This window comes from Pseudomonas sp. P5_B2 (genome assembly GCF_056400445.1).
On record NZ_JBFULH010000075.1, the window covers coordinates 1 to 14971 of the forward strand.

A 14971-nucleotide genomic window follows, 5' to 3' on the forward strand; every position below is an offset into this window, starting at 1 on the left:
GTCGTAAGATCAGGACCCTCGATCTTTCAGGTTAACCGTGGATGCCGGTTTTACGACTGCTGCGCAGCCGRACGCAGGCTTCGCCAGCTGCTACAGGTTATGTGGTGATTGTGATGGCAGGGCTGCCAACACGTCTGTTACCGATTCAAACTCCCGATCAACCCCCGGCAACACCGGCCGCTTCAAAACAATCACCGGCACCCCACGCTCCCGCGCCACTTCCAGTTTCGGTTCCGTCGCAGTGCTACYGCTGTTCTTGCTGATCAGCACATCAATCTTGCGACGCTCAAACAGCTCACGCTCATCCTCGATCACAAACGGCCCACGCGCACCGATGACTTCGCAGCGTGCGTTGCCGGGATAAACGTCCAGCGCACGTAACGTCCAGAATTGCTCTGGCGGAATTTCGTGCAAGTGCTGCAACGGTTCTCGGCCGAGGGTGAACAAGGGGCGGTGGAAGGGTTTCAGGGTTTCGATCAACTCGGCCCAGTCGCTGACTTCGCGCCAGTCATCCCCGGCTTGAGGTCGCCAGGCTGGGCGGCGTAACGCCCAGCAGGCAATGCCGGTCAATTGCGCGGCGGTGGCGGCGTTTTGGCTGATTTGTGCGGCATAGGGATGAGTCGCGTCCAGCAGCAGGTCAATCCCTTCGTCGCGAATGAACTGCGCCAGACCTTCCGCGCCGCCGTAGCCGCCGACGCGCACCTGGCAGGTCACGTCGGTGGGCACGCGACCCACGCCGGCCAGGCTGTAGAGGTGTTCAGGCCCAAGGGTTCGAGCGATGGCCTGCGCTTCCGTCACACCACCGAGCAACAATATGCGCTTCATTGAAAAGCTCCCGCATGACCGACAACTCCACCCTGACGATCAATCGCAAACACTTCGACCTGTACCTGCGCCGGCACCACGCTGCGGGCAAACTCCAGTGCGTGCTGACACACCGCATCACCCAGCGCAATGCCCGCCGCACTGGCCATCGCCAACGCCTGCTGGCTGGTATTGGCCTCGCGAATGGCCTGTTGCAGCGCTTCATCAGCGCCGACCGCCGCCGCCCATTCGGCCAGTTGCGGCAGGTCGATGCTGGAGTGTCGGCTGTGCAAATCCATGTGCCCGGCCGCCAGTTTGCTGATCTTGCCGAAGCCGCCGCACAGGCTGAGTTTATCCACAGGCACTTTGCGCAGGTGTTTGAGTACGGCACCGACAAAGTCGCCCATTTCGATCAGGGCGATTTCCGGCAGGTTGTAGACCCGGCGCATGGTGTCTTCGCTAGCGTTACCGGTGCAGGCGGCGATGTGCAGGTAACCGTTGGTTTTGGCGACGTCGATGCCCTGGTGGATCGAGGCGATGTAGGCCGCGCAGGAAAACGGCCGGACGATGCCGCTGGTGCCGAGAATCGACAGTCCGCCGAGAATCCCCAGTCGCGGGTTCATGGTTTTCAGCGCCAGGGCTTCGCCATCCTCGACGTTGATGGTGACTTCAAAACCACCGCCGTAGCCGAATTCCTCGGCCAACAACGTCAGGTGATCGATGATCATTTTGCGCGGCACCGGGTTGATCGCCGGTTCGCCGACGCCCAGCACCAAACCGGGGCGCGTCACCGTGCCAACACCACGTCCCGCCTTGAAGCGGATACCCGGTTCGACGCTCAGGCGCACTTGTGTATACAGCAGGGCGCCATGGGTCACGTCAGGGTCGTCGCCGGCGTCCTTGAGGGTCCCGGCTTCGGCACCGTCGTCGGTCAGGCGACAAAACTCCAGGCGCATCTGCACTTGCTTGCCCTTGGGCAACACGATCTCGACCGCGTCAGCACCCACCCCGGCCAGCAACAGACGCGCCGCCGCGAGACTGGTGGCGGTGGCGCAACTGCCCGTCGTCAGGCCGCTGCGCAGCGGGGCGGGTTGTTCGGCGGTTTCGTCACGCATCGCAGGGCTTCGTCACGTCCAGCAAGGTAATGGGCAGTGCCTGGCGCCAGGTGTCGAACTCGCCCAGCGGCTGCGCTTGGGCAATGTGGATGCGGGTCAGTTCACCGCCATGCTGTTCGCGCCAGGCCATCAGGGTCATTTCACTTTGCAGCGTGACAGCGTTGGCAATCAATCGACCGCCGGGTTTCAGCTGCGCCCAGCAGGTGTCGAGCACGCCTTCGCGAGTGACGCCGCCACCGATGAAAATCGCGTCCGGGCGTTCGAGGCCCGCCAAGGCCTGTGGCGCGTTGCCGCGAATCAGTTGCAGGCCGGGAACGCCGAGGGCGTCGCGGTTGTGTTCGATCAGTAGCTGCCGACCGTCATCGGCCTCAATGGCCAGTGCGCGGCACGTCGGGTGCGCGCGCATCCATTCGATGCCAATCGAACCGCTGCCGGCACCGACGTCCCACAGCAATTCACCGGGCACCGGCGCGAGGCGCGCGAGGGTGATGGCGCGCACGTCGCGCTTGGTCAGTTGGCCGTCGTGCTTGAAGGCCGAATCGGGCAGCCCGGCCAGTCGTGAGAGACGCGGCGTGTTTGGTTCGGCGATGCACTCGATAGCGATCAGGTTCAGGGCGGCGATCAGCGGATCATTCCAGTCATTGGCGACGCCATCGATGCGCCGTTCGGCGGCACCGCCCAGATGTTCCAGCACGGTGAGGCGGCTCGGGCCGAAACCGCGTTCGCGCAGCAATGCAGCAATTGCAGCCGGGCTTTGACCGTCGTTGCTCAGCACCAGCAGACGTACACCGCTGAACAACTGCGCATTGAGGGCGGCGAGCGGCCGGGCAACGACTGAAAGCGTCACCACCTCCTGCAACGGCCAGCCCATACGCGCGGCTGCCAGCGAACAAGAAGAGGGTGCCGGCAGGGTCTGCATTTCATCAGCGGTCACCTGCCGCGCAAGGCTGGCGCCCACGCCGAAGAACATCGGATCGCCGCTGGCCAGTACGCATACCGGCTCACCGCGTCGGGCCAACAGCGGCTCAAGGGAAAAAGGACTCGGCCATATCTGGCGCTCGCCACGGATGCACACCGGCAGCAAGTCCAGTTGCCGCTGACCGCCAATAATCCGCGAAGCACGCAGCAGCGCGTGCCGGGCGTTTCTGCCCAGGCCCTTGAAGCCGTCTTCACCGATTCCCACTACTGTCAGCCAGGGTGACATCTGCAGTCCTTAAAAATAGTCCTCAAACGGACGGTTCCGACGGGCAGGCTTTTCATGCCGCCTGACAAAGCAGGCATAATACCGCGCCTTCGCCCGCGAAGCGCCTTTCCCAAACAGCCGGTCGCCCCCTTGAACGAACGCCCGATGTCCACTGCCTTACGCCCCTCGGCTTGCCCGGGGTTGCTGCGTATTGTTCAGGCATTGGACGGCGGTATCTGCCGGATCAAGTTGAATGGCGGTTCGATCAGTGCCGATCAGGCCGAAGCGGTGGCGAATGCGGCCGAACGGTTTGCCGGCGGCGTGATCGAGGCGACCAACCGCGCCAACCTGCAAATTCGCGGGATCGGCAGCGAGCACGGGGCGTTGATCGACAGCCTGATGGCGGCCGGGCTCGGCCCGAGCAGCGCCGCTGGCGATGATGTGCGCAACCTGATGCTCAGCCCGAGCGCCGGGATTGACCGGCAGAGGCTGCTCGACGCGCGCCCGTTGGCCGGGCAGATTCTGGCCACGCTGCAAAGCGATGCACGCTTGCACGACCTCAGCGCCAAATTTGCCGTGCAACTGGATGGCGGCGAAGGTTTGGCGATGCTCGAACATCCCCATGACCTGTGGCTTTCAGCGTTTGAGCGAGAGGGCGAACAGCGCTGGGTGTTCGGTCTGGCCGGGTGCCCGACCGATGTACCCGCCAGCTCGGTGTCGCTGGATCAAGGCCATGCGCTGGTGGTCGCCGTGCTGGAGTTGTTTCTTGAATTGGCGCGGCCCGATCAGACCCGCATGCGCCATCTGCTCGTCGACTGTTCACTCGACGGGTTTCTCGCTCGACTGGCCGAACGTGTGCCGTTGATGACCATCGAAAGCTGGCAGCGCACAGCAACCCCGAGTGACCTGCACATCGGCGCTCACCCACAACGTGACGCCGAACGCGTGTACATCGGCGCAATGCCGCCGCTGGGTCGTCTCGATCCGGCGATGCTGCGGGGTGTCGCACAACTGGCCCGGGAGCGGGGCGACGGCAGCCTGCGTTTTACGCCTTGGCAAAGCCTGTTGCTGCCCGGTGTGCATACCGACAAGACGGCTCAAGTTATCCACAGCCTCGAACAACTCGGCCTGCGCTGCTCGGCCGATGATGCCTTGGCGCATCTGATCGCCTGCACCGGTTCCACCGGTTGCGGCAAAGGCCTGGCAGACACCAAGAGCGATGCCCGGCAACTGGCGGCGCTGCTGCAACGCCAGGGTCATACGCTGAACGTTCACCTGTCAGGTTGCTCGCGTTCCTGTGCCGCAGCGCACATCGCGCCGATCACTTTGCTGGCGGTCTCTGCCGGTCGATACGACCTCTATTTTCGCGATGCAGCACAGCCCGGTTTCGGCGCGCTGCACGCACGCAATCTTACTATTGAAGCGGTCGCAGCCTTGCTCGACGACCGCTCACGGAGCTCCCTAGATGCTTGATTACATCCGCGACGGTCAGGAGATCTATCGCAACTCCTTCGCGATCATCCGCGCCGAGGCCAACCTGGCGCGCATCCCCGCTGACCTGGAAAAACTCGCGGTGCGCGTAATCCACGCCTGCGGCATGGTCGATGCCATCGATGGCCTGCTGTTTTCCGAAGGCGCGGGCAAGGCCGGGCGCGAGGCGCTGGCCGCCGGTGCACCGATTCTGTGCGATGCACGGATGGTCAGCGAAGGCGTGACTCGCACGCGTTTGCCGGCCAACAACGAAGTCATTTGCACACTGCGCGATGACAGCGTTCCGGAGCTGGCCCGCGAGTTGGGCAACACCCGCTCCGCAGCCGCGCTGGAACTGTGGCGCCCGCATCTGGAAGGCAGCGTGGTGGTAATCGGAAACGCGCCGACCGCGCTGTTTTATCTGCTGGAAATGCTCGACGCCGGTGCGCCGAAACCGGCCTTGATCCTCGGCTTCCCGGTGGGCTTCGTCGGCGCAGCCGAATCCAAGGCCGCGCTCGCCGCCGACAGTCGCGGCGTGCCGTTTGTGATCATGCAAGGCCGGCTCGGCGGTAGCGCCATGGCTGCCGCCGCTATAAATGCCCTCGCCACGGAGATCGAATGATGCAGCAACCTGGACGCTTGATTGGCTTGGGCGTCGGCCCCGGTGATCCGGAACTGATTACCGTCAAAGCCCTGCGCCTGCTGCGCGAATCGCCGGTGGTGGCGTACTTCGTCGCCAAGGGCAAAAAGGGTAATGCGTTCGGCATCATCGAAGCGCATTTGCAGGATGCGCAAACGCTGCTGCCGCTGGTGTATCCGGTGACCACCGAAGCATTGCCGGCACCACTGTCCTATGAACAGGTGATCAGCGACTTCTACGATGCGGCCGGCGAAGAACTCGCCGCGCATCTGGACGCGGGCCGTGACGTGGCGGTGATCTGCGAAGGCGATCCGTTCTTCTACGGCTCCTACATGTACCTGCATGATCGTCTGGCCGAACGCTATGAAGCCGAAGTCGTGCCAGGTGTTTGCTCGATGCTAGGCGGCGCTTCGGTGCTGGGTGCGCCGCTGGTGTATCGCAATCAGAGTTTGTCGGTGCTGTCCGGCGTGCTGCCTCACGACGACCTCAAGCGTCGGCTGGCCGATGCCGATGCGGCGGTGATCATGAAGCTGGGGCGCAATTTCCCCAAGGTCCGTCAGGTACTCGAAGAACTCGGTCTGGCGGAACGTGCGCTGTACGTCGAGCGCGCGACCATGGCCAATCAGAAAATCGTACCGCTCAATGAGGTCGAGCCGATGTCCTCGCCGTACTTCTCGTTGATCATTGTTCCCGGCGAAAGGTGGCAAGGCTGATGGCCCGTCCAGTTCCGGCGATTGTCATTCTGGGCAACGGAAGTCTCGCGACCGCGCGCAAGATTCAACAGGTCTACCCCGGCGCGTTGATCCATGGCCTGGCTGAGCGGGTTGAAGGCGCGGACCGTGTCTATCACGAGTTCGGCGCGACCTTGCGTGAGTTCTATCAACAAGACACGCCGATCATTGCGCTGTGTGCGGCTGGCATTGTCATTCGCACACTGGCGCCGTTGTTGCTGGAGAAAGGTGCCGAACCGCCGGTGCTGGCCGTGGCCGAAGACGGTAGCGCCGTGGTGCCGCTGCTCGGTGGGCTGGGTGGCGTGAACGTCATGGCTCGGGAGATTGCTGCTGGTCTTGAGGTCGCTGCGGCGATCACCACCAGCGGTGAATTGCGTTTTGGCACCTGCCTGCTCAATCCGCCGATTGGTTATGCGCTCGGTGATCTGGAGTTGGGTAAGCGCTTTGTCTCGGATCTGCTTACCGGCCAAAGCGTGCGGATCGAAGGGGCTGCACCGTGGCTCGCGCAAGCGCAGTTGCCGGAAGATCCTCAGGCGCAGTTGTCGATTCACATCGGCAGTGCCGAGCGCACTCCAGCAGCCAATGAATTGTTGATCTACCCGCGCAGTGTGTTGGTGGCGGTGAGCGCCGAGGTCGCCGATTTGCCGCAGTCGATTCGGGCGGCATTGCATCAGGCGAACATCGCCGTGCAATCGGTGGCGTGCTTGTTGGCCAGCGATCAGCACATGGCCAAGTCACCGTTGCGTGAAGCGGCGCTTGAGCTGGGCGTGCCGCTGCGCTTTGCGTCCCATGGCGCAGTCAGCGAACTGGTGAGGCAGGAGGCTCCCGACGCTGCACTCGTCTGGACGGACACGAACATCGCTGTCGCCGTGGCCAGTCAGCCGCTGGATGTGGCGCGGATCGGTCGCCCGCGCGGTCGTCTGGCGGTGATCGGCCTGGGCCCTGGTGCCGCCGAATTGATGGTGCCCGCCGTCAAGGCAGAGCTTGCGAAGGCCACCGATGTGCTCGGCTATGAAACCTACGTGCGCATGGCCGGTCCTTTTCGCGAAGACCAGGTGCTGCATTGCACCGACAATCGCGAAGAGATGCAGCGTGCCCGCCACGCCTTTGAACTGGCGGCGCAAGGCCGCTCGGTGATTGTAGTGTCGTCGGGTGACCCCGGCGTGTTCGCGATGGCGGCGGCGGTGCTTGAAGCGTTGCACGAATCGACAGAGACGAGTTGGCACAGCGTTGATCTGGAGATTCTTCCGGGTGTTTCCGCGTCCCTGGCCACCGCGGCTCAGGCCGGCGCGCCGCTGGGTCACGACTTCTGCGTGATGTCGCTTTCGGACAACCTCAAGCCTTGGGCGATCATCGAGAAACGGCTGGACCTGGCCGCCGAAGCCGATCTGGCGCTGGCGTTCTATAACCCGATCTCACGTGCGCGTCCCTGGCAGCTTGGCCGGGCGCTGGAGATTGTGGCGCGGCATCGCACCAGCGAAACACCTGTGGTGCTGGGGCGTGACATTGGTCGCCCGGGGCAGACCTTGCGTGTGACCACCCTCGGGCAATTGACCCCGGACCAAGTGGACATGCGCACCATGGTGCTGATTGGTTCGTCGACAACCTGCGTGTTCCCCCGTGCCGAGGGTGGCGAGTGGGTGTATACGCCTCGTTGGTATGGTGACAAGCCCGCGTCATGAGAAGTGGCGGCCTCGTTATGAGGTCGCTTACTACTTGTTAGTTCTATTAAGTGTCCTGATGTAAATAAAGTGAAGGTCTGATTATGCGCGACGATCATGTTTATTGATTGTTGTGATTCAACTTGTGTTTTTTTACTGCTTGGCGGGGCGTTTAAGTGTCCAGATGTTCTGGGGGTAATAAATTGTTCGTGTTCCATTGCGAGATAGAAATTTAGTTGGGTTAGGGTTATTCCCGAGTCTGATGGGCTCTTCGGTCTTTACCGGTTTCTTTTTCTGCAGGGAAGTCTATTTATGGGTGAGCAGGAAGCTCGTCGTGCGAACGGCTATGTCAGTTTTATCGACTTATTCAAATTGTCAGATCTTGAACATGCCGTGCAGGCCTATAAAGGTACTGACGAATATGAAGCTGTTTTCAGATACTACTTCGGGTGCATCGGGTTGCTCGATTATCCGAGGATGCGGGTGCCGCTGGGGCTGTTGCGTCAAACGCTCAAGAACTTGGTTGAACCGAAGGGCAGGCAGCGAAGGGCCGCTGAGCAGGGACCGCCATCCGCGCCAGACGAGGGGCAAGCGCCGGGGCTGGTGGAAATACAGGACAGGCTCGACAGTTTCGAAGCGCGCTTGGTCAACAGCGTCGAACAGTTGAGCACCGTCGCTACTGAAGTGCCGAAAAACATGCACTTTGTCTGGCTCGGTGGCGGTCTCGGGGATATTCAGCGCGACTACATCAATGTCTGGAATAAAGCAGTCGCCGGGGAAGGCTATAGCGTCAAAATCTGGTACGACAGCGACGCGTTACTGGCCTACGAAACCAATCGGATCATTGTTGAGGCTGCCAAGGCTGATGCGATGCTTAATGGTGGGCAGACCAGTAAGACTGCTATTGAACTGGGCGACAAGTATGAGGAACGTGCCATTGTCCTCAAGCAACAAATGTATGCGCATATCACTCAGGCAGTAGCGCGGGGCATTAGCGCCGATGACGCAAGAGTAGATCTTCTGGTTCGGGGGTATGGCCAGAATGAAGCGCACCTTAACGCCTTGAGGGATAAAAACAGCCGAAGCATTGCGGCAATGGGCGAGGGCGGTATTGAACTTCGCGATCTGGCGAGCAACAACGCTCCGCTTGGTTTGCAGGCGATTTACGAACGGGAAACAAGATTGCGTGGCAACTTCGCCGCCGCATCCGATGTGGTGCGCGTCGAGGCATTGATTGCGCAAGGCGGAAGTTATGCCGATGTCGATAACCTGCCACCGTTTCAGGAAACGCTTGGGGGTGTGGATATCAGCCAATTCGGCACCGATGCGCGCTTGGGCGTGTTGCAATTGTTGCTGGACCATAACCCTGAGTGGATGCCGGGCCGTCAGGCGATGCGCGGTCAATACACGAACTATTTCGAAGCAATTCCCCTGGAGCATCGCCCGGGGCTGGAGCGCTTTGCCAAAAGTCGTCCCGCCTTGAGCAGCGTTTTTCGCCCGCCGGCAGAGCGCCCGGTTCGTCCTGACGGCTTGCGCGCGGTCGCGGAGCAAAGCAGCTTAAGCAATGCATTCCTGATGGCCCATCCCGGCTCGGCCATGCTGAAGGCGGTGATCGAACGTTTCAAGCTCAATTATGAAATGGTCGATGCCACGGCGTGCCTGGCCCGGGAGCGAAATATTGCGCTGATCGACGTCGAGGCCATGAGCGGTTTGGCGACGGAGGTGGTCGAGAAAAAACTCGGTCCCTTGTCCCAACTGTCGCCGGGTGAAGAACTGTCCTTCAGCTTTCTGATTGAGGCCGCGGCGACCTACTACAGCGATGGAATCCGCCCCCAGAGCGAAGTAACGATCTATCTGACCGGGCCTGCGGCGATGCGTGACGCAATCGAGGCCTATGCTCGCGCGAACTTCACCGTTCGGGCAGCCGAGGCCTGGCGCGAGGACGTGGCTATTGCCGCCAACGGGATGGTCAATCGGGCAACCGAAGAGGAGTTGGATCACTCCTGGAAAGAAAACGCGAGTGATACGGCGCAATGGTTGATCAATGAGCAAAGACGCTGGCGAGAAGGGTTGTTCAAGTCGCGTTTCGCTGGCGATGTCGCCCACTTGCTGCAAAACCAGACCATCAAGTTTGACGAAGGCTGGCCCGTTATCGAGGGACGTCCTGTGTTATCGACGGTGCTGTTACAACAACTGGCCGATGAGCTGGGTGAGCCGTTTCTGCAAGCGATGAATGAGCAGCACAGCGGCTCAGTGATCTTCAAAAAAAACCTGCCATTGAGTTTTGACGATCGTCAATCAATCCTGGCTCAGGATGTCAGGGCACTGCTTCCGGCGTCGCAGAGTGACTCAAAAACCCAACAATTGTCAGTCGATGAAATACTGAGCCGGATCGCCAACGGCTCCTTTGTGACTGCACAACTGAGCCCACGACAGCGGCTGTTGCTGGGGGCATTGCTGGGGGCTTCGGCACTGGATAACCGCAGCTTTGATGCGGTGGCTATCGAGCTGGAAAATCTGGCCAACACGGTTTCCGAGCTGGGCATATCGGGCCGTTATGCCGCCATTGCGCGCCAACTCTACAAACACAGTGCGCCGGCCTTCCTGGCTGGAATGAACGACGCTGACGGCGAGCCACCGGCGTTGGCCGAACGAGCCCTGGACCTCAAGAAAAATGCCCTCAAGCAGCCACTGACCTTGCGTGAGTGGGGCCAGCGGGTTGCCCGGATTCAGCAGCTGGCGAAGCTTGAATTCCGAGACCGGATTGTCGAACGGGTCGGCGTTGTTCTGGATGGCTTCCAAGCCGGCATGATCAAGCTGGTGCCACAGGATTTGTTGTTGCAGGGCATTGGCGAGCGAGTGGGTGGCCGCTGTTACCCGCTGACGCTAGCGATGTCCGCTGCATTGACCCAAGGTCCCGCCGCCGCCAATACCCTGCGGGAACGCTTCTACCTCGGCGTCATTGAACCTGAGGAAAACGACTCGGCCGTCTTTTTGCGGATCGTGGAAGAGATGCGGGGTTTGCAGCTGAACGATATGGGCTCCGTCCTGCCCCGCTCTGATCTGGCACAGGTAGTCGCGCTGCTGGACAGCAAAAAATCCACCACGACCTTGATGCTCAACTCCAACAACCACTCGATGCTGGTGGCGAAAACCTTTGATGGCGAGCACAGCCTCTATCATTTCTACGATCCTAACTTTGCAGTGTTCGAGTTTGAACAACCGCTGGAGTTTCGTGAGGCGCTGGAGCAGTTCTTCCTGCGGCATGAAATGGCCAGGCAGTACGACGCTTACGGTGACACTTCACGTCCAATGTTTGACCTGATCGAACTGGACGGTACGCGCCTGTCCAACACGTTGCTGTCTTCCGGTATTCGAGTGTCGGCGTTGCTGCAACCCGGCCCGCTCAAGGAGCAGTCATTGCCTGCGGTCAGGCAGCGCCTGGCCAGTGCTCGCGGCGAGTCGTTGATGAACAATCCGCGTCTGGGCAGCAGCCTCCTGGAGCTGGACGCTCATTGGTGGGGCCAACAGATCCATCAGGCGACCACAGCGCTCCAGGAAAAAAATCCAGAGGTCGCAGGGTTTGTGCCGTTGTTCGAGACACTGGAAGTGACCCCGGTCGGCGAGTATCGCTTGAGCCTGATCAACCCCCGGAAGCCTGAGGATCTGGTGCAGGTTATTACCAGCGATCAACGTTTCCTGCGCATCAAAAACTACCTGTCGGAGCACTTCTCGACGCTGGCCACAAAACCCCGGGCACCGGTCAATGAGCCGGATCCAACCGGGGCCGGCAGCGTTCATACGCTGAACGCAGGCTTCACTGTGCAGGCGCTGATGAACGCACTGCGTTCTCAGGAAGGCGCCGGGAAGTCGTTGACCACCGCTGTCCGGTTGCACGCCTATGTCAATTACGCACAGCTGGTGCACGGCAACGTGATTGATGTACTTGGCCTGGTCAAACTGGTTCGACAGGCCCTGGCCCAAGAGAAGGTGATCGCACAGACTTGCGCGCCGGTCGTCAGTGAAGCATTGGGGCACTTGGCCAACGAAGGTGTGGGCGCGGTGTTAGGTTTGGCCAACGCCGGTTTTGATGTTTACCAGTTGGCGACGGCCGAAAACGACGTGGAGCGCGCGCAGTATGGCACTCAGCTGGCATTTGATTCGGCGAGCGTCGTGCTGGCCGGCGCAGGCATCGGTGCCGCAGTAGTCGGTGCGAGTACCGCCGCAGCGGTGCTGGGGGGCGCTGGGGTGATTCTGGGCGGCCTCGCCATTGGAGCAGCAGCGTTGGCGCAGGGTTTTGCCGTCATTGCCGAAGAAGTCAAGCAGGTCGGGTTGTTTTTTGATGAGCTGGAACGTGCCGACCGTGACGATGGCTATCGGTTTGATGAAAAGGCTAAAGCGTGGATGCCTCGACCATCGTTGGTCTTCCAGATGCTGGATTTGAATGCACAAACCTTAATGTTCGACAGCCCCAGGTTGTTCCCCCTGCGCGACCATTTTGGCGTGCCGGATTTTGAAGTGGACTACGAGCACGCCATTAATATTCGTCGTGAACTCAACTTGCCGGGACAAGCCGCATTCCGTCCCTCTGCCGGCCAGGTCATCGTGCTGCCCTGCACACCCAAAACGTTCTACGGCTATGAGTACAAGTGGCTGCCTTTTTCCACGCTGCGTCACGATGTCGGGTTTGATACGGCTCGTCGCTTGGAAAAAAAGAAGCCGGATGGCCAGCGCCTGTTTCTGTTTTCGTTTTATTCGTTTCCGGGTGACTACATTGTCTATCGTCTGAACCCGGTCTATCGGCCAACCCGGATCACCGTGCGCATGGACGCGGTTGATCGCACGCTGGTCGTCCCCGTTCTGCCGAAATCGTGGCACCACCTGCTCTCCTACACGATCGAAGGTGGCAATTCGCAATGTTCAATCGTGCTCAACCCCGGGATCAGCCTGGAACTGGAGGCGCCGGCTCTGAAAACTTCGCGCTGGATACTTCATGCGCCCTGGGCGAGCGTCAGCGATGTCATCGTGGAAACAACGGGAGGCGTTTCCATTGGCGCCATCAAGGTGGCGATCACTGGCAAGGGCCATCATGAGATCTTGATCAAACTCGCCAATAACCAGGTATTCAAGATTGAACGCGTGAGCCAGCAACTGTTACTTCTGGAGCAAAGCGTACCCCCCGGCGTAGATCCGCAGATGTTGCAGGATCACCTCAAGGCTCTGGCCAAAGATCATCGTCTGGCCATGCCTTACACACCGATTCATCAGTTTCCAGTTCCCTTTGAAAAACCTGATGAACCCCGATTTGCGAACGCCTGGTACGACACGGCGCAAGACCGGTTTCTCTACATCCGCGATGACGAGTTGGAAGAGTCCGCCGGCGCATTGCTGGGGGCGGTGGCGCAAGGCTATGCGTACTTCTATGACCCGCAAAGTTTGTTTATCTGGCGAKTCGACGCAGTGACCGGTTTGCTCAGTCATCGTTACAGGCTGTTGGCCGTCCCGCTTGCCGATAGCCTTATCACTCACTGCAAGGTGGGCGCGAATGGAGTGATCACCGTCGTTCAGGAAATCACTCGCAAAGACCGGACGGCAGACGAGTTTGTTTATCAACTGCAGGCCGGCGTGCTGTATTTGAGTTCAATGACGCGAGATCTTGACCCGGCTCTGGAAGCCGTCATCAGCAAGGCTGACACGCTTGCCGACTGGTCGATGGTATTTGGCGAGTACGTTTTACCTCGGTCTTCCCCGGTTCAAGCTGGCGTCACCACCACCAACTGGCAACCTGCGGCGTACGTGTCGATTTGCTGGAAGGTGGAAGCGACACTGCGTGACCTGGCTTGGGTTCGCAACCGCGATCAGCTGATTATTCGTCCCGCCGCGACGCGACACCGGGAACGAGGCTGGCCGGACTCTATCAAGAAAATGCATGAACTCACGCTGATTCCGCCTGCAAGCGATGAGGCTGATGTCTTCGTCATTTACGACAAGACATCCAAGCGCCTATCCCGCCAACAATGGGCTAACGGAGCTTGGGCCAGTCGACGGATTGAACCCGAAGGGCTGGTCAATGTGGTGGCTGTTGAAGCGGGTTTCCTGGCACTGACCCATCAAGGTCTGTTCTTCAATGTGACCGCCGAGGGCCACCTGCGGCTGGGAGGCCTGTCAGATGACTGGCTCAAGGATCGAGCGCAATGGTGGTTGGCGCTGGACGAGTTGGCCACTCGATACCCGGTCACGAGTTTCGCTATTGTGGGGTTGACCCGCTTCAGTGGCGATGCCCGGTTGAGCGCCTGGTATGTGGATAATCGGCTGTTGCTGTCCGACCTGGGACAGGGGGAAGAAGTGCGTTTGCTGGGCGTGACGCCGGACAACCAAGCGGTCTGGATACTTGAGCGCTCAACGGGTGAGATCTACCGTCAGGCCTTCATGGATCCCGACTTGCTTGACGGTGCGTTTAGCTCGGGCCTGCAATTATTACAGGCCGACGTCCTGCCGGCCCCGCAGCGCGAGTGGGCGTCCTGGCGGTTTTCTGAAGTAAAAGCGTCAGTGGCAGGACTTCAAGCAACAACGCTTGATGGGGTCAGGGTTGCGCTGCGATATCAGGAGCCGGTGCTGATCACCGGCGTCGATAGCGATTGGGTTGCCGCACACGCTGACACATTGCAAGAGGCCCTCAAAGTGCTGGTTGAAAACCACAGGCACGCGGCATTTCTCGTGGTGGAAGAATCTGGTAGTTGGCAATGGTATGTGACAGAAACCGGGCGATTGATTCGGGTGCCGCAGGTATCGATTCCTGACGACTTCGAACTCTTGGGTACGCAGCAACAAACCAATGTATTGCTTCATGAAAGTAAAGACGGGCGGTTGCACACGTACCCGGTGATGGCACAGGCCGGTCCGCTCACTTACGTACAGCGTAATGCAGAGGTCATCGCAATCGAGGGGCAGATGACGGTAAAGGACCTCTTGCCGCTGATTCCCGACGATGTGAACACCTTGATCCTTCGATTGGGGCAAGGCGCAGTGACTTGCCATTTATCGAAGGCAGCCTGGTTGAGACTGGAGTCAGTCATCGTCGACAGCCGACAGTCTCTGGGCAGTGCCACTTTTATTCCGGGCAAGTTGATCTGGGAGCTGGACCGTCCCGAAAAACTGGTGTTGAACAGGGTTGGGGAACACTTGGTGATGATGGATTCGGACAGTGGGCACAGTCTGATCTTTCGTCAGGTATTTGTGGCGGATCCAGCCTTGCGTGGGGAGGTGTTCCTGGCAATTGACGGCTATCAGTCCGTTGCAGTGTCAAGGCTGGCGAGTGCCCTGCTTGCTAGAAAGGACACCGCGAGCGGTGCGTTGCTCAGCGAATT

General features: G+C 60.1%; 8 protein-coding genes. 5 read left to right on the top strand and 3 right to left on the bottom strand.

Features of this window, described 5'->3' with window-relative positions:
• Positions 1–90: 90 nt before the first annotated feature.
• Genes AC1DRJ_RS09755 through cbiE form a run of 3 tightly spaced genes read right to left on the bottom strand, consistent with a single transcriptional unit; the run spans position 91 to position 3123 of the window.
• The gene (locus AC1DRJ_RS09755; RefSeq protein WP_477801951.1) at positions 91–825 is read right to left on the bottom strand and encodes a cobalt-precorrin-6A reductase; all 735 of its coding nucleotides are present in this window, start codon (positions 823–825) and stop codon (positions 91–93) included.
• Positions 822–1919 (bottom strand): cobalt-precorrin-5B (C(1))-methyltransferase, encoded by a 1098-nt coding sequence (locus AC1DRJ_RS09760; RefSeq protein WP_477801952.1) that lies wholly within the window; start codon positions 1917–1919, stop codon positions 822–824. Before AC1DRJ_RS09760 ends, AC1DRJ_RS09755 begins: the two co-directional genes overlap by 4 nt.
• On the bottom strand, positions 1912–3123 hold the full coding sequence (gene cbiE / locus AC1DRJ_RS09765) for a precorrin-6y C5,15-methyltransferase (decarboxylating) subunit CbiE (RefSeq protein ID WP_477801953.1): 1212 nt from the start codon (positions 3121–3123) through the stop codon (positions 1912–1914). Before cbiE ends, AC1DRJ_RS09760 begins: the two co-directional genes overlap by 8 nt.
• Before the next feature lie 144 nt (positions 3124–3267).
• Between cbiE and cobG the strand changes: the two genes are divergently transcribed.
• The 5 genes from cobG to AC1DRJ_RS09790 all read left to right on the top strand — a co-directional run.
• Complete coding sequence (gene cobG, locus AC1DRJ_RS09770; RefSeq protein WP_477801954.1) at positions 3268–4575, top strand: precorrin-3B synthase; 1308 nt, start codon at positions 3268–3270, stop codon at positions 4573–4575.
• Entirely contained in the window at positions 4568–5194 is a 627-nt protein-coding gene (locus tag AC1DRJ_RS09775; protein WP_477801955.1) for a precorrin-8X methylmutase, read from the top strand. Before cobG ends, AC1DRJ_RS09775 begins: the two co-directional genes overlap by 8 nt.
• A complete protein-coding gene (locus tag AC1DRJ_RS09780) occupies positions 5194–5925 on the top strand; it encodes a precorrin-2 C(20)-methyltransferase (protein WP_033049173.1) in 732 nt (243 codons plus the stop codon). Before AC1DRJ_RS09775 ends, AC1DRJ_RS09780 begins: the two co-directional genes overlap by 1 nt.
• Entirely contained in the window at positions 5925–7625 is a 1701-nt protein-coding gene (gene cobJ / locus AC1DRJ_RS09785) for a precorrin-3B C(17)-methyltransferase (RefSeq protein ID WP_477801956.1), read from the top strand. Before AC1DRJ_RS09780 ends, cobJ begins: the two co-directional genes overlap by 1 nt.
• Positions 7626–7916: 291 nt before the next feature.
• A partial coding sequence (locus AC1DRJ_RS09790; RefSeq protein ID WP_477801957.1) for a TcdA/TcdB pore-forming domain-containing protein occupies positions 7917–14971 on the top strand: 7055 nt, incomplete at its 3' end.